This window comes from Streptococcus ovuberis (assembly GCF_012396585.1).
Taxonomy (GTDB): domain Bacteria; phylum Bacillota; class Bacilli; order Lactobacillales; family Streptococcaceae; genus Streptococcus; species Streptococcus ovuberis.
This window is the reverse complement of the sequence record NZ_JAAXPR010000023.1, coordinates 1-16,928: the sequence shown is the minus strand read 5'-3', so window position 1 is coordinate 16,928 and position 16,928 is coordinate 1. Positions and strand designations below refer to the sequence as shown.

The 16,928-nt window shown below is 41.1% G+C and carries 15 protein-coding genes and 1 pseudogene; all 16 read right to left on the bottom strand.

The window, feature by feature from the left end; all coding sequences use genetic code 11:
• Positions 1–141: 141 nt before the first annotated feature.
• Positions 142–984, bottom strand: coding sequence for a nucleotidyl transferase AbiEii/AbiGii toxin family protein (locus tag HF992_RS09895; RefSeq protein WP_168549868.1), 843 nt, complete (start codon positions 982–984; stop codon positions 142–144).
• Complete coding sequence (locus HF992_RS09890; RefSeq protein WP_168549867.1) at positions 981–1,574, bottom strand: type IV toxin-antitoxin system AbiEi family antitoxin domain-containing protein; 594 nt, start codon at positions 1,572–1,574, stop codon at positions 981–983. The genes HF992_RS09895 and HF992_RS09890 overlap by 4 nt, the downstream gene beginning before the upstream one ends.
• Before the next feature lie 123 nt (positions 1,575–1,697).
• Positions 1,698–2,217: pseudogene (locus HF992_RS09885) on the bottom strand (CHAP domain-containing protein); the annotation flags it as partial.
• A 223-nt stretch (positions 2,218–2,440) separates the two neighbouring features.
• Positions 2,441–2,968 (bottom strand): HNH endonuclease, encoded by a 528-nt coding sequence (locus HF992_RS09880; RefSeq protein WP_168549866.1) that lies wholly within the window; start codon positions 2,966–2,968, stop codon positions 2,441–2,443.
• Complete coding sequence (locus HF992_RS09875) at positions 2,968–3,480, bottom strand: hypothetical protein (protein ID WP_105135157.1); 513 nt, start codon at positions 3,478–3,480, stop codon at positions 2,968–2,970. The genes HF992_RS09880 and HF992_RS09875 overlap by 1 nt, the downstream gene beginning before the upstream one ends.
• A 373-nt stretch (positions 3,481–3,853) precedes the next feature.
• Complete coding sequence (locus tag HF992_RS09870; protein WP_168549865.1) at positions 3,854–4,972, bottom strand: AAA family ATPase; 1,119 nt, start codon at positions 4,970–4,972, stop codon at positions 3,854–3,856.
• A 10-nt stretch (positions 4,973–4,982) separates the two neighbouring features.
• The gene (locus tag HF992_RS09865; protein ID WP_168549864.1) at positions 4,983–5,903 is read right to left on the bottom strand and encodes an AAA family ATPase; all 921 of its coding nucleotides are present in this window, start codon (positions 5,901–5,903) and stop codon (positions 4,983–4,985) included.
• 223 nt (positions 5,904–6,126) lie between these two features.
• A complete protein-coding gene (locus tag HF992_RS09860) occupies positions 6,127–7,206 on the bottom strand; it encodes a hypothetical protein (protein ID WP_168549863.1) in 1,080 nt (359 codons plus the stop codon).
• Positions 7,207–7,254: 48 nt separating this feature from the next.
• Positions 7,255–7,701: a hypothetical protein gene (locus tag HF992_RS09855; RefSeq protein WP_168549862.1), complete on the bottom strand. Its 447-nt coding sequence runs from the start codon at positions 7,699–7,701 to the stop codon at positions 7,255–7,257.
• 430 nt (positions 7,702–8,131) lie between these two features.
• Positions 8,132–9,487: a 23S rRNA (uracil(1939)-C(5))-methyltransferase RlmD gene (rlmD, locus tag HF992_RS09850; RefSeq protein WP_168549861.1), complete on the bottom strand. Its 1,356-nt coding sequence runs from the start codon at positions 9,485–9,487 to the stop codon at positions 8,132–8,134.
• A 78-nt stretch (positions 9,488–9,565) separates the two neighbouring features.
• Positions 9,566–11,146, bottom strand: coding sequence for an LCP family protein (locus tag HF992_RS09845; protein ID WP_168549860.1), 1,581 nt, complete (start codon positions 11,144–11,146; stop codon positions 9,566–9,568).
• A gap of 9 nt (positions 11,147–11,155) precedes the next feature.
• Positions 11,156–11,998 (bottom strand): prephenate dehydratase, encoded by an 843-nt coding sequence (pheA, locus tag HF992_RS09840; protein WP_168549859.1) that lies wholly within the window; start codon positions 11,996–11,998, stop codon positions 11,156–11,158.
• Complete coding sequence (locus HF992_RS09835) at positions 11,995–12,471, bottom strand: shikimate kinase (RefSeq protein ID WP_168549858.1); 477 nt, start codon at positions 12,469–12,471, stop codon at positions 11,995–11,997. The genes pheA and HF992_RS09835 overlap by 4 nt, the downstream gene beginning before the upstream one ends.
• On the bottom strand, positions 12,464–13,747 hold the full coding sequence (gene aroA, locus HF992_RS09830; protein ID WP_168549857.1) for a 3-phosphoshikimate 1-carboxyvinyltransferase: 1,284 nt from the start codon (positions 13,745–13,747) through the stop codon (positions 12,464–12,466). Before aroA ends, HF992_RS09835 begins: the two co-directional genes overlap by 8 nt.
• Before the next feature lie 180 nt (positions 13,748–13,927).
• On the bottom strand, positions 13,928–14,950 hold the full coding sequence (locus HF992_RS09825) for a threonine aldolase family protein (protein ID WP_168549856.1): 1,023 nt from the start codon (positions 14,948–14,950) through the stop codon (positions 13,928–13,930).
• Between the two features lie 935 nt (positions 14,951–15,885).
• Positions 15,886–16,928 (bottom strand): LPXTG cell wall anchor domain-containing protein (locus HF992_RS09820; RefSeq protein WP_168549855.1); only part of this gene is annotated, 1,043 nt, incomplete at its 5' end.

The window sequence follows — 16,928 nt, the reverse complement described above, 5'->3', positions numbered from 1 at the left end:
CCTACAAAATCAGTAATACTAAACTTTTGTATTATACTATTTTTTAGCCACTCTATAACATCAAATTATTTGTTTCATTTGTCCGGCCATAAAGAATATCTTCTTCTACGAATTTGGCTTCTCCTGGCCAAACATGCATTACTAAATCCCTAAGTGTTTTAAAATAATTGCCACCACTTCTACCGACTCCTCAAAACTAATTTCACTGGCATACCTAAATGATTTTTGATAGCGAGACCAAAGTTGATTCTGATAGTCAGAGCTACGGATTACCTCTAATTGACTTTCCCAATTTATCAAAACATCTAAGCTTCCTCTTTTTTTAGCAGTATTGTTTAGAGCAGTTTTCAATATTGGGATATCAATCTCATCTTTTCGAAGGTGATACAATGTGTAGAGGTCATAGCGGTCACGAGGTCTAGTTGAAGCAGCTCCTCGGCGAATAATCGTTTCTAATTTTTCAGCAAGAACAGTTTCTAAATTATAAGTCCAAACTTCTAGTTTATTCTCTGAAAAAACAGACTGCAATTGATAAGTAATTTCTCGTGGCGTTATCCGATCACCTGTTGTTATATCAATAAAGACAACTTCACGTAGAGTATCGAATGTCGCCTTGAGTTTGAGGGTAAAGCCCCCATATTCATCATCTTGTCGAATTGGCTCTAACATATCAACTTCAAATTGAAAACCTTCAGAAGGTTGACTTACAATTTCTTTGAAGATTGTTTGAATATTTTCCTCGCTAAGAGGTTGACCTTTCAAAGTAACATCTAAATCCATAGTTGTTCGTTTATCTAAACCAATCATCTGTCCGATAAGGAATCCACCTTTCACAATGAAAGAATCTTTATACCGACTCTCAGAGATGAGTTTTAAGATTTTTTCAATCAAATAGTTCTGCTGAACTTGTTGAGCAGGTATCCCTTTTTCTCTTGCGATATTCTTAATCTTCGCTTTGAAGCTATTAGCATTTGAAAATTTCACGACAAGACCTCCACATAAGATTGTAGCTTTTCAGTGACTTTAAATAGTTGTGCATAGTGGTACAACTTGGCATAATTCACAGCTCCTTTTTTAAAGTAAGCTTGAAACGCTGGAGCAACGACTTGAACATCAACATGATAAGCTGTTCGCAAACACTCCACTAATGTTCGTTCCATATCATATACTGAGATAAACTGTCCAGCCTGTCGCTCCAGTTTAATCATACCGATTTCATGATACTTTCTAGCAACAATTGGCTTGACACCAGCTTCTTTCATTGGCCTCGTATTTGTCCCAAAAGGAAAAGTCATCACAGGCTCAAATGGAATGGTAAGGGACAGACCATGTAACCAAAGTGCTGTTTCTAAGGAATAAATTCCTTTTGGAAAACGGTACTGTAAACTAAAATAGTCATCGATATAGGTATCTGGCAGATGATAAATCCCTCTTTCAATTGATTCCACTTTCCCTTTTGAGACTAATTGATTCAGTTGTTGATAAGAAAAGTTAAGCTCTTCCATATCACGAAAAGTTATTACTCCATGATTATTTTTAATATAATTATAAACGGGTTTCTCTAACAAATCCATATCACCACCTCCAAAACAATATGCTAACACTTTATAACAATGTTAGCACATTGTTATAAAATAATCAACGATAAACGAAAATAATATGCTAACAAATCCAATTATTGTTAGCATATCCTTTTCTTATTTCGTCGTATAAGTAAAACTCAAACTACTATCCACTCCAGATAATTTTCGGAAGGTGTAGTTGGGATTACCATTGTAGTTGGTTTCTGAGATAAGAAATGAACCGTCTGGGTAGACTTTCTCCACAAAAGCCACATGACCGTATTCTGCTGGTGTACCATGTCCTCCTCCCGCAAAGGAAAGAATAGATCCTACTTGTGGACTTGTTCCTGTCTCCCCACCAAGACTTGCGGCTGTACGCACCCAATCTTGGCCATTGCCCATGGTACATGGTACTGATAATTGAAATCTTCTCACCATTTTTACCTTTGAGCTTTAGACCCAGTTGGTTAATACGAGCTGCGACGCCTCAAGTACATTGGCCGTAGGCATACCCCATACCGTCACCACCTCCTGGAATAGAGTTTTCAAAAAGGTCTCCTCGTACAGCTTCTAAAGATTTTGGATCACTTTGTGCTTCCCCACCAAACATCAAAAAGCCTTGTCTCCAAGGCTTTTTAAGATGCTTTCGTTCTAGGGTTTCTAGGCTTTTACGAGCAGAGCAACACACTCCACGTGTGCTGAGAGCTTACTTCTATACTAATAGACGAAAAGGTGGGGAAGTGATTTTAGAATGATACTGTGGAACGGAATAACAATTATTGACAAGACAGCAAACTGACTTCACTTCTTCTACCACTGGTGAGACACGCAATTCTATATAATCTAAAAATCACATTAAACTCTTCAGACCGTCATAATTAGTCTGAGGGATTTTTGATGATTTCCTTGTAAATCATTCTAAGAATACCTGCAACAGTCGCTTTGTTAAAATGAGGCTCACCAAAATGATGACTACTACCCCTCATTTTCAAGGCCACTAGCCCCTCTATTTTCTTACGATCTATCACACCATTTGCTACACACTGATCTAAAAATGAATCACCATAAATTTTTTGATATTCTTCCAAGCCTTGTACAATCCAAAACGTATCATATAAGGAGACCTTATAGGCCTTCAACCAATCCCACATAATCTCTGGATCCACAACATTTGGATTTTCAAGATGGCATCTTTTGCACAACAAGACAAAATTTGAAGGCCTATCTGTACCCCCTCTAGAATGAGGAATAATATGGCAACGTTCTAGCTTGGTTTTACGGGCACATCGCCAACACCTCTCTCTTGCTTCCGACCAATCAACGCTCAGTTCACTCTCGCAAACTTTATTAGTCCAATAATCTGCAATCTCGTTAATCGTTGTGCTTATTTTAGGCCATTTAGCCATCACTGACCTCCCGAAATATTTTCCTCTAAAATATCTTGAATTGATACAGCTACAAAATGCGACTTATTAAGATGGTCAACAATATAAAAATAGACTTTCCCTTGTTGCCGCCTGCCGACTAACTGTTGAATAGCTTTCTTCATTATATTATCTTCAACTTTTAGGTAGACGCTTTCGCCAGGTCGCAAGGTGCTGGAATAATGTGTCGGCAGATTCTTTTCATTGTAAGTCCATTCCAATACGCCATCAAACTCAACCTGTTTACTAAAAATAATCCGTTTGTATAAAGATAAGCCTTCATAAAGAAGTGTTGTGGGAACCTGTCCAATATTTAGAATTTCAAAAATATGAGTTGTTTTATCAGTCTCTGAGTCATCATCCATACAATAGTAAATATAAAGGTTTGGCTTCCCAGTTCGTCTCGCCAGCCATAATGACAGAACAACCGCTCCAATTGTCCCCAAAGCTGATAGCATATCCCATAAATTACCTAAATCAAGAATAAGTTTCATTTGCTATCTTTCTAAAAAAACATAATCAGTATTAAGTGCGTAAAAATAATTTTGGAATGATTCCCTGAACGAAAAAAGAATCAAGCACACTATCACCTAACAGCTCCGTCTAACCAAATAACACTATTGAATTAGATTGCTTTGTCAACTTTACCCATAACTCCTAAGAATATTTAGAGTAGAATACTTCCGATTTATACATTGAACAACATCGTTCCCTTGACATATACGTATAACTTCAATAAATCCAAAAAAGTACACAATACTATAAACAATATAAATAACATCCATTTGTCCTAAGCAGCAGGGGACTCTCGAAGGAAAGGAACTCTGTTAGACTTTCTTTAAGTAGTATTAGAATTTCAGGTAACCATCAATTCTCTTCAACTTCATTACATTCAAATTTACAATCCTCGACTCTAATGGTTGATAAATCAGCACTGCTTGGATTATCTATCTTTATCACTCGTCTTGCATGATGCATAATCAAATCGTCATACAAATTTCTTGCCAGCCGACCATTTGCAAAGTTCTCGTCCTTCAATGAAATTTGCTTTTCAAAATATAAGTGAATTTTCTCTTTAGCCTCATCGTCTAGAATATAATCATTGCTTTGACATATGGAAAGCAATATAGTGACCAACTCTGCAGAACTATAGTCATCGAATTCTATGAAGGTATTGAAACGCGATTTTAATCCAGGATTTGATTCAAAAAATTTATTCATTGGCTCGGTATATCCAGCAACGATTACAACCAAATCATCTCTATAATCCTCCAAAGCTTTTGTTAATTCTGTTAAGCACTCTCTACCATAAGAATCAGAATGCTCATTTTCTGTAATGCTATAGGCTTCATCAATAAATAAAACACCACCTTTAGCTTGTTCAATGACTTTTTTAACCTTAAGTGCTGTTTGACCTTGGTACCCTGCGATAAGATCAGTTCTTGAAACTTCGACAAAATGCCCCTTTGAAAGCAAACCAATCTTCTTATAAATTCGTCCTACAATTCTGGCAACAGTAGTTTTTCCGGTTCCTGGATTACCAGTAAATGCTAGATGTAAGGTACTCTTTGTCGTGTGAAGATTTTTTTTCCTACGTAACTGTTGAACCTTTTGATATACTATCAAATCTTGAACGTTACTCTTTACTTTTTCTAAACCAGTAAGATTATTCAATTCATCTAGTAACTCTTCAAGCGTTCTCTTATCTTGGTCCGCATCTCTAGTTGGTTGGCATATGCTTTGAATCGTGGAATAACCATAAAATTCAATCAAACTGGTATTAACAGCCTGTGCTGCTCGCTTAATTTCAATTTTATATTTTTCATTGTCGACAGCTTCAGAGATTCTTTTAAGCAAAGCGATAGTAGCACCACGACTATGCTCATCCACAATTACTGTTGCCAATCTCGTAATTTCACCACTCGTAGCTATAATAGCATCCAGTTTAGAAGCATTGTTTATTAATATCTTCCCGTACTTATCCATCATACCACCCTTACACCAGAAATAAAATTAGTACAATGACTGCCAAGCCTAGAGCTCCTCCAGTAATCCAGTAAGCATATTTAACTTTCTTTGTTAACTTCTCAATCGCTGCATTGGCTACTTGTACTACTTCCGCAATATTCTCATTTGTTTCTTCCTTATTTTTCTTAACAGAATAGGCAGTCACTTCATTCTGTTTTTCCATTTTAGTAAGAATGTCTGAGTGTTCTTTAACGGTAGTCCAAATATTATCAACATCTTCTAAATGTGCAATACCGTTGACTTTATTAATATTTTCATTCAAATTTTGAATATCTTTCTCGCTAGCGGAGACTCTCTTTGAAATATTATCAACGTCCTGTAATGCTGTCTCTAATCTCTGTGCTTGTTCAGTGCCAATCCGGTCAACTTCTTTTAAATAACGTTTTTGTTCTTCTACATAAGTCCAAAGCTGATCAATCTCATCTAAGTGAACATATCCATCTATTTTCTGTTTAAATTTTTTGAGTTCTTCCAGCGTTCTACGCTGATTCTCTACAATTTTCTTAATTTGTTCTTGAGTCTTTTGAATGCCTTCACTTGTTTCTTCTGTTGCCTTGATGGAAACAATAATAGCTTGAATATAATCCCTATCTAAAGCCTCCAAGGCACTATAGACCTGCCCAAACTCCTTAATCAATTTTATTTGGGTATTATTGATGTCGTGAAAGTACATTTGGATTTGTGATGTCAAGTCATTTAATTCATCACCTGTAACCAAATGGTCCAAGTTGAATCCACGTCCTAAAAACAGGTCACCAAAAACTTCTACTACATCTTTATTGTTTTTTACTCTTCTTATATCTAAATCCATTAAAGTTTGTTCAGAGAAAAGCTTTATTGCATTCTTGGCATTTTTAAAATCATGATGCTGTATAACTAAGTCATCCATATTGAACCCCTATATATCGTTTTATCTAATTTGGTACAAATATTACCAATTTCAATGTTGATTTTAAATACTTTGACTACAGTTAAGTAAAGAGTGCATTAATATCATCAAAAGCTTCATCAATACTTTCATCTATTGCACAATTTTTTCTAATGTTCTCAACTGATTCAGCCATCATATTAGCAGCAACAGAATTACGTTCGTGAATATTTTGTGCGACCATCTATTTTATATGGTAAAGTTTTACCTCACTAACACCCTGTAGCTGATGCTGCGTTCTTAAAATTTCATTTCCTTTGGTAATTTGGGCATCGATATTCTCCTGCGTCATGCTTTTTGCGATTTGCTTTTCAATAAGGTTAATTGCTATCGCACCGACGATACCTGAACTAACGGCACCAAAGAAAATACCCAAAATGTTTGCTAAGCTACCAAGTAACGGTATTTCGATGGCAAAAACAGGGATAGTTATCAATCCTTTTTCAATCACTTCACCAAGTAACATTGCACCTATACCAGCCATTCCTGCTACACTAATTTTACCAACTTCCATAAGAAGTATTCCAATTGGTTTACCTTTATTAGCAGGATTTTTTATATAGGTTATCGCATTCCTCAGAGAACTCCAACCTTGCTTCAGCATTTTCCATACTTTCTTAAGCGTACCAATAATTGGTCCAAAAATTGCTGTAGCAACGGTAGTAAATAGTGTATTTCCAGCATTAATAAGATGTTGCTTCATCTTCCCAATAAAAGAATGTATTGCCTCTTTTACACTATCTAAAAGAGTATCTAAGACTTTCTTAGACGACTTAAACCACTGAACCAGTTTAGCAATGATTTCTCTAACAAGTTCAGCTAACAATTGCATAAGAACAGCTCTAAGCATCTGTCCACCAACACGGAATGCTTCCTCTTTTCGTGATTTTTTCCCGGCTTCGATAGACTTTTGCTCTGCCTCTTTTCTCCTTTTTTCGTATTCTTCGCGAGCTTCTGTATCCTTCTCACGGAGTTCATCTTCATCTATATTAAAACGTTCTGCTGCTTTCTTTCCATCTCGTTCACTCTCTAAAAATTCAGACATTGTAGAATCACCTTTTGATTGATTAGCCGCTGAATCCATCAAATTAAGGTTTTGATCACTGTTAGCAAAGGCAATTTGCTCCTCCCGAGTCATATAGACATTTGCAGCTGGGTCACGAATTATCTCACCAGCAGAAACAATATGGTCCATGTTTGTATTTGCAGTTTTTTTGCCCGTTGGTCTACCTCTATCAAAATCAGCACGAGCCCCCTTATTCAAAACCTTCTTCCAAGAGTTACTTCTTGTATCATATTTCTCGTGTACTTGTTAGTCTTCATTATATCTATAGTTACTTGTTCTATGTATAATATTGGGATCCTTTTGGAAATTACTTTGCCAATCATCGTATCTCTGTTGATAGTCAATTTCAGTATTATGTCTAGCCAGCCTACCTTCTACAAAATTTTCCGTCGTTTGAATATGAGCTTCTTCCCTCAAATCAAGGTGAAGGCCTCTATTTTCTTTAATGAAATCTTCACCTGCGGTCACAGCTACTTGATTGAGGAATTGCTCCCATACCACATCTTTGATAATCTCCCCGAGATTGTTCGGATTTCCAATGTTTTCTCCTTCTTCTACTAGAAACTGCACATCTGAAAGTTCTTCTTCCAAGTGCCATTGAAGCTTTTTCTCCAACTCATTAAAGTCAAAGGACTCCATTAAATCCTCGTTTATTAGTTCTGTTTTATCAAGAACAGCATTTTCTTTTTTCATAATTGCCCTTCCTCTAAAAGTATAATGAAGTATACTATTGCGCTTATAAGATATACGCATATCATGTGTTCACTCAAAACAATTATTATGTTAGTCAGGTTTCTTTCCATTGAACTGCTCAATTTCGTTTATAAGTTCCTCAATTCTCTCGTTAAGAATCTGATTCATAAAACCACTACAGCTTATTAATGGTAATATTTAAACGATAAGCTGCTACACTATCTGATATCTTTTTATTGTTTAGAAAATTAAAACTACTAATAATTAGTAAGCTAAAGATAGATAATTATCCGTTTTCACCTACATTATACCATAAATTAAGTGAGATAATTTTCATTCCCTAAAATTTTTAGCCTATGAAAATACAGGTACTTCCAAGCTAAAAAGCCTTGTCTCCAAGGCTTTTTGGTATGCTTTCGTTCTAGGGTTTCTAGGCTTTCACCAGCAAACCAACTACCTCGACGTGATGCGTCTGTGGGAACAAATCCACTGGTTGCACCTTGGTCAGCTGGTAGCCGAGTTCCTGGTAGAGCTTAATGTCACGCGCCATGGTGGCTGGGTTGCAGGAGATGTAGGTGATTTTTTCTGGGGACATGGCAGAGCTGGCACGGATAAAGCTTTCTGTTAGCCCTTTTCGTGGTGGATCGACGATAATGACCTTGGGGCGAAGCCCCTCACTCTGCCATTTTGCCATCGCAGCCTCAGCCGTATCACAGACATAATGGGCATTGGTGATGCCGTTGTTTTGGGCGTTTTTCATAGCGTCTGCGACAGCCTTTTCCACGACCTCGACCCCGTAAACAGCCTTGACTTGACCTGCTAGAGAGAGACCGATGGTACCAATCCCAGAATAGGCATCAATGACAACATCGTCTGTACTCAACTCTGAAAAATCAATCGCCGTCTGGTAGAGTTGCTCAGCCATTTCCGTGTTAACCTGATAAAAGGACTGGGCTGAAATGGCGTAGGTATTGCCCAAGAGATGGTCCTCAATCGTATCGCGACCGTAGAGCGTGATGAACTCCTGACCAAAAATCACGTTAGTCGCTTGGTCGTTGATGTTCTGGATAATGGAAATGAGATGAGGGAAATCAGCGGTCAAGCGCTCAATGAGCTGCTCAACACGGAAAATCTTGGGACGGGTCGTCACAATCACCAACATCAGCTGCCCTGTCGCATAGCCACGACGGACCACGAGGTGGCGAATCAGTCCAGCTCCCGTCATCTCGTCATAGGGTTTGAGGTCAAACCGACGAAGCAAGTCTCGCACCGCCTTAATCAAGCGGTCAATCTCTGGATGCTGGATATAATAATCCTCAATCGGCATGAGGTCATGCGACCCTTTTCGGAAAAAGCCCGTCTCAAGCTGTCCATTGACACGGCGGACAGGAATAGCTGCCTTGTTACGATAAGCCAGAGGTTGCACCATACCAAGAGTATCCAAAACAGGAACATTCGTAATCCCTGCAATCTTGCTCAGAGCAGCCTTAACCTGATTGGTCTTAAACACCAGCTGCTGGTCATAGGTCAAGTGCCCCAGATCTGCAATTCCCGTCCGTAGATAGGTCGTATCAAGTGCCTGATTGCGGTGGGGGGACAGGCTGTGATAGGTCTCCACCTTACCAAAGCCAACCGATTTTTTGACCTTCAAGACCCGCATGGCAATCCGCTCACCTGGCAGGGCATTGTCCACAAAGAAGACCAGCCCATCATGCTTGGCAACCCCTTGCCCCTCATGGGTCAAGTCAACAATCTCAACATCTATCACATCGTTTTTTTGTAGCATCTTTTCTCTTTTCTTGTATTTTCTAAGGCAAAAAGGCCAGAAGATTTTCTGACCTTATTATATCATACTTAGGTTGGTCTATCGTAATCCTAATTCAAATAAGCGCTGCTGATACTTTTCAAAATCAATGGCCAGACCTAAGCCACCATACATATCGTATTCGTCTACCCAATCGCCATTTTCTGGGATAGTTGTTTGAGCAATGCCATTCGCGGCATCACTAAGGACAGGTAGGCCCTTACTGAGAATGAAGGAGTAAGGCAGATTAGTTGAGGTCATCCCCATTATTTTGCCTAGTGCCGCTGATCCTGTAAACAATTTGGTCGGATTCTTTACTTGATTGAGAATAGCAGCTAATACCTGCTGTTGTCGCTCTGTCCGCCCAAAGTCACCACTATCATCCTTACGGAAGCGCGCGTAATTGAGCAAGGTACGTCCGTCCATGTACTGCTCCCCAATTTCAATCGTCTGCTCAGGAAAAATACCGTTGGCAGCATTGAGATCATCTGGCACCTGCACCTGATCCACTGCTTCGCCATCCACCGTTGCAAATCGCGCATCGATTTTAACGCCCTTTGGAAAAATAGTGTCAATGGCTGTTGCAAAAGTCTGGAAATCAATCATAACGTAGTACTTAATATCAATGTCAAAATGGGATTTCAAAGCGATACGGATAGCTTCTGCCCCTTGCTTATCATTTTGCTCCCCAATGCTAAAGGCTGTATTAAGCTTTTGATCGTAGTAAGTATTGATCCCATCCTCTTGGCTGACTTCAGGAATATTGATCAAGGTATCTCGCATGAAGCTAACAATCTTAATTTTTCCATCGGAATTCCCAATATTAACTACCATAATCGAATCAGTTCGTGCTTCTGTACTGGCTTGTCCAATGCGTGAATCCGTTCCTAACACCAAAATATTGATCCCATCTCTAGTATCTTGCCCATCAAAAAATTCAACTTCCGCAGCTGTTGCTGTCCCCTCATGTTGTTTGACATCATAGTAACCTTTTAAAAACATGAGCAACATGCCAAATAAGGTCAGTAGTAAGACAATCCCAAAACCAGTTAACAGGCGTTTTCCCCACCCGGAACTGTTCTTGGATGATTTTTGCCTTAAACGCCTGCCTCGACGCGCCTTGTCTGTTTGGATGTTTTTTAAAATCTGCTTGGGACTAGGCGTCGCCACTGCCTTTTGGGTCATTTTACGGCGTTCTGAACGTGAAGTCAACTGAGGCAGGGCTTCTGAAGAGTGTTTTAACTCACCAACCGACAACGACGGATGCTGGCGCGTGTGCATCGGTCGCTCTTGAGCTGGTCGATCGCCTTCCGAATCCGAGTTTACTTGCCTAGTAGACTGATCTGCTGTTATTCGTTGACTTGAAGGCATCACTGAACGATCAAAAACGGGTAAACCTTCCGAGGTTACACCTCTTTTTTTAGGCGCTATGCTCCCTTTTTCTGAAAGAGGGGGTAATGATTGATACTTACTTGAAGTTTTGGGAGGAGGCGCTTGATGGTTACTGAGTTTTCCTGCTATCTTTGCCTCCAAATAATGAAGCTCTGCCCGATCGCGATCGCCTAAAAAATGAATATTTTTTTGCAAATAATCATAGCGCAAACTTTCATGATGCGTCAGATTTTCATAGTCTTTTGCCATTATCTTTCCTTAATCGTTTCTAGCGGTTTCCATCTGAAACACACCATATTTTCCTAAAATTTTCGATTGAATCCCCATACTTGCTAGCTCTTCCAAGGCAAACTTGACGTGTTCTGGCTGATGGTAGACAAGGTCTATGATGAAAAAATATTCTCCCAGTACTGTTTTTAAGGGACGACTCTCAATCTTGGTCAAATCAATTCCACGCCAAGCAAAAACAGACATAGCCTTGTAAAGAGCACCCGGAAGGTTATCTGGTAGAGTTAAGGCTAAGGATAATTTTTGCCCTAATTGTGGCAATTCGAAAAGAGGAACTGTTTTCGCTAGTAGCCAAAAACGGGTAAAATTTTCTTCTAACTCATGGATATCACGCGCTGCCGTCACCAAACCATAAGTAACAGCAGCTGAGTCTGGCGCAATAGCGGCATATGGCTGTTCAGGGTGTTCTGCCACATAGCGCGCTGCATAAGCTGTCGAAGCCGTCACCTCAATCTTGGCTTTGGGGTAATGGGCATTGATATAAGCCTTACCTTGCGCAATAGCTTGAGGGTGTGAAAAAATCGTTTCGATTGGCTTATCTAAACTGGTCACCAGCAACTGCTGCTTAATCGGTTGCATAAACTCCGCCACAGCCTCCAAATCAGCCTGGTGAAAGAGGTAATCTAAGGTCTCATGAACACTTCCTTCAATAGCATTTTCCACAGGAACGATGGCACCATCTACTTGACCACTTTCAAATGCTTTGATGACTTCTGTAATGGTCTCAAAATCCTGTAAAATAGCCGCTGGCAAGGCCCTAAGGGCTACATTATGTGAGAAAGACCCCTTGGGGCCAAGATAGGCAATCTTCATCTTATCATCTCCACTATTTGAGCTGGGGTTTGACCAGCTACTTCAATTATTTGAGTCGCTACCGCTTCGTAGAGGGGCTGGCGAAAAGCCCACAGGGCTTTCAAGTCTTCCTTACTTTTTTCAATCACTAAGGGCCGCTTCTGCTCCTGATCCGCCTGCAAGCGCTGGTAAAGGGTTTCAAAATCAGCAGTTAGAAAAATATTAGGAGCATTTTGAGCCAGCAAAGCGCGATTCTGCGCCTGCATGATGACCCCGCCACCTGTTGATAGGACAATGTCTTGGGGCAATAATTCTGCCAAGACTTGGCTTTCCACTTTCCGAAAAGCAGCCTCTCCTTCTTCTTCAAAAAATTGCGTAATCGGCATTCCCAGACGCTCTACCAAGACAGCGTCCATATCAACAAACTGGTCATCTAAGAGCCTGGCGATGGTTGTCTTGCCAGAACCCATAAATCCTAATAAAACCTTAGCCATTGATCAAACTTTCTAAATCAGTAAAGAAACTTGGATAACTGGTGTTAATGGCTTCCGCCCGATCCAGATAGACGTCGCCTTCTTTAGCGATCAAAGCGGCAATCGCCGCCATCATGCCGATGCGGTGGTCACCGTAAGTATTGATTCGAGCGCCGTGCAGAGCTGTTTTTCCCTTGATAATCATGCCATCAGACGTTGGTGTAATAGCAGCTCCCATGCTATTTAAAGCATCAGCAACCACCTGGATGCGATCGGTTTCCTTTACTTTGAGCTCCTCTGCATCTCGAATGATGGTTTCCCCTTGAGCCTGAGTCGCCAAGAGACTAATAATCGGCAATTCATCAATCAAGCGTGGAATTAAATCACCAGCAATCTCTGTGCCTTTCAAGTCAGAACTTTCAACGGTCAAAGTCGCTGATTTAGCCAGCTCATCCTGATCAGAAATCGTCAACTTCCCCCCCATGGCTTTGATAACGTCCAAGATACCGGTTCGCGTTTCGTTGATGCCAACATTGGTCAAGACCACTTTTGAGTCCGGTACAATAAGCCCCGCTACCAGCCAAAAGGCCGCACTCGAAATATCCCCTGGGACAAGGATTGTTTGCCCTTTTAGCTCTTGCCCACCTTGGACACGAATTTCCTTGCCTTGAATGGTCAAGTGCCCACCAAACTGGTGAATCATATCCTCTGTGTGATTACGGGTCAATTCTTTCTCAGTAATCACTGATTCCCCATCTGCCTGAAGGGCTGCGAAGATAAGGGCTGACTTGACCTGAGCCGAAGCTACTGGTAACTGGTAAGCAATCGGTTGTAGCTCTTTGGTGCCTTTGAGGATCAACGGAGGCAAATCGCGATCCGTTTGACCCGAAACCTTCACTCCCATCTGACTTAGAGGTTTTGTCACACGGTCCATGGGACGTTTTGAGAGAGAGTCATCCCCGAACATTTCAACTTCAAAATCCTGTCCCGCCAAAACACCTGAAATCAGGCGGATTGAGGTACCAGAGTTGCCCATATCCAAAGCAGTTCGAGGCGCTTTAAGGCCATCAAATCCAACGCCCTGGACCCGAACGACTTGCCCATCATCCTCGATAGTGACACCTAAATCACGAAAAACTTGCATAGTGGATAAAACATCTTCTCCTCGAAGAATACCGTGAACCCTTGTTTCTCCTTGACTAATCGCCCCAAAAATAATGGAACGATGGCTGATTGATTTGTCACCTGGGACCCTTATTTCTCCCCTTAGCGCTGGCACACAGGTTCTTAATTGCATAGCATTTTCTCCTTAAAACAAGTCATTCTTTATTTTACCATATTTTCTTTAATAAAGAATAACCTAGCCGCTATTTTACCCAGAAACGAAAAAACTCAGTGCCATACCACACCAAGTTTCCTTTTCTAAACTGATATAATAACAAGCTTAGTATCCGGCTGGAACAGTCAGATAAAACCGCTACAAGACTTCCTTCAAAGCCTCAATGTCCTTTGGTGTCGTTGACCAACTGGTGGCTAGACGAATGACAGTATGCTGATCGTCATAGGCTTCCCAGAAGGAACAAGCAACTTGTTCACCGAGTTTTTGTAAATGGTCGTTGCTAATGATGATAAATTGTTGATTGGTTGGCGAATCGAGGTAGAAGCGGTAGCCTTTTTCTTGGAGAATACCTTTCAGCTCATCAGCGCGCGCAATGGCCTCTTGCCCAATTTTCTCATATAGACCGTTTTCCAATAGGGCCTTAAACTGAACCCCTAACAACCGGCCCTTAGCTAATAAGGCCCCGTGCTGCTTGACCTGAGTCATAAAATGTTTAGGCATATTTTGCTTAGTGAATACCACAGCCTCACCGCAAAGAAGGCCAGCCTTAGTCCCTCCAAGATAAAAGACGTCTGTCAGCTCTGCTATGGTTGGCAAATCCACTGCATTTTGCACCGCTAAACCATAGACCAAGCGGGCTCCATCCAGAAAGAGGGGAATCTGGTAAGAACGACACACCTGAGATAGCGCTTCTAGCTCTTCCTTGCTGTACAGCGTGCCATACTCTGTCGGATGAGAAATATAAACCATCCCAGGATAGACCATGTGACTATGGTTGCCATCGGCATAAAAACGTTCCAGATAGGCCGCTACCTGCTGGGCACTAATTTTCCCCAATTCATGTGGTAAAGCCAAAACCTTATGGCCAGTCATTTCAATCGCTCCAGCCTCATGGGTACTGATATGTCCTGTATCCGCCGCAATGACCCCCTCATAGGGTGCCAACATCGTGTCAATGACCAGTTGATTCGTCTGGGTCCCACCCGTCAACAGAAAAATGTCTGCCTGAGGACACTTTGTCAAATCCTTTAGCAAGGCAATGGTTTCCTGTGTAAACCGATCTGTTCCATAACCCGACTCCGCCTGATCATTGCTAGCCAGCAAGGCTTCCAAAACGACTGGATGTGCTCCCTTATTATAATCATTTTCAAAATGTAACATAACGACTCCTTCTCCTAACAGCTAAAGGTTTAACATTTTAGAAACTTCAACCTATTGATACAACCACATTGGGAATGGTCTTACTCTGTGACAATCACGTTTTTCAGTCTCCATTAGTTCTTTCTATTATACTGAAAAGCCCTAACTTTTTCAAGCTTGGCAAAACGTACTCAATTGAGTAGCAGCTAATGGCCAGCCCCTCTCTCACCACCTTACGGGCCAGTCTATCACACGGCTGTACAACTAAATGTTAGTAAAAGGGCATAGACACCTTCTTGTCTCATGCTAGAGAGCTGTCCTTTTGGTACTATCTATTGTTATAAACAATAACCATCATTTAGGTATGCTGAGGCCGGGACAAAAGTCCTAACCTCTCAAGTGATTTTTAATTTTCAAACAAGGCGCAGTGGTTGAACAGGCTCCTAATTTGCTGATTTTATCAGCTTTTACAGCCCTAACGAATGAGGGAAATATCTTTCCCAAATTTCCAACCTCAAACAGTCACTTCCCTGACTGTTGCTCGCTATCTAGTTTCAAGGCTCGCCTCTTCAACAGTCACTCCCCTGACTGTTGAAGCTATGCAGAGGTGGGCTAACGACTCATCGAATGCTGACGAATGACCGATTTTTGTCCCACTTTCTTTTCAGACTACGAATTGAAATGGGCAACTCGTATTTAAGCAGTTCTTATCCGCTGTTTTATACTATCTACACCAGACTTCAAATACGCTCTTCCAGACCGTTTGACTGTTCAGCCCTTCGCTCCTCAGAATTAAACCAATCAATCTCCATAATCCACTATCCCAGAGTAGTAAAGCCTTGGAATCACTATTAGGTCCACCAGTAGCAGGTGTCCATGAAAGATTTGCACCTCAGATGTACAACATGCCTGTCTTATCCCAAAAAAGAGAAGACGAAAGTCGTCTCCTCTTATGATTAGTCTTCTTTTCTTCGGCGTAAACCGAACAAACCGAGAGTTGCAGTGACAATGCCTGCTACTATTCCAAAAGCTGAATCGTTATCACCTGTATTTGGTAATGTTGCTGTTTCTTTTGTGACATACTGTGGCACTTCTGCTTCAATAACCTGCTCAGACAATGTCACTTGACGGTAAACGTTGGTCACATTGCCATCTTTGTCCGTCGTGGTCGACACAATCTCGTAACCTGAAATTGGCTCATTTGGTTTTGATCCCTCTTCTGGATCCTTGATTGGTGTGCCATTCTCATCGACAAAGTTAGTGATTGGTGTCTTAACTGGAGGTGTTACCTGGCGGTAAACGTTGGTCACATTGCCATCCTTATCGGTCGTTGAAGACACAAGCTCATAACCTGAAACCGGCTCATTTGGTTTTGATCCCTCTTCTGGATCCTTGATTGGTGTGCCATTCTCATCGACAAAGTTTGTGATTGGTGTCTTAACTGGAGGTGTTACCTGGCGGTAAACGTTGGTCACATTGCCATCCTTATCAGTGCTTGTCGACACAATCTCGTAACCTGAAATTGGCTCATTTGGTTTTGATCCCTCTTCTGGATCCTTGATTGGTGTGCCATTCTCATCGACAAAGTTAGTGAGTGGTGTCTTAACTGGCGGTGTTACCTGGCGGTAAACGTTGGTCACATTGCCATCCTTATCAGTGCTTGTCGACACAATCTCGTAACCTGAAACCGGCTCATTTGGTTTAGAGCCCTCTTCTGGATCCTTGATTGGTGTGCCATTCTCATCGACAAAGTTTGTGATTAGTGTCTTGACTGGCGGTGTTACCTGGCGGTAAACGTTGGTCACATTGCCATCCTTATCGGTCGTTGAAGACACAAGCTCATAACCTGAAACCGGCTCATTTGGTTTTGATCCCTCTTCTGGATCCTTGATTGGTGTGCCGTTCTCATCAACAAAGTTAGTGAGTGGTGTCTTAACTGGAGGTGTTACCTGACGGTAAATGTTGGTCACATTGCCATCTTTGTCCGTCGTGGTCGACA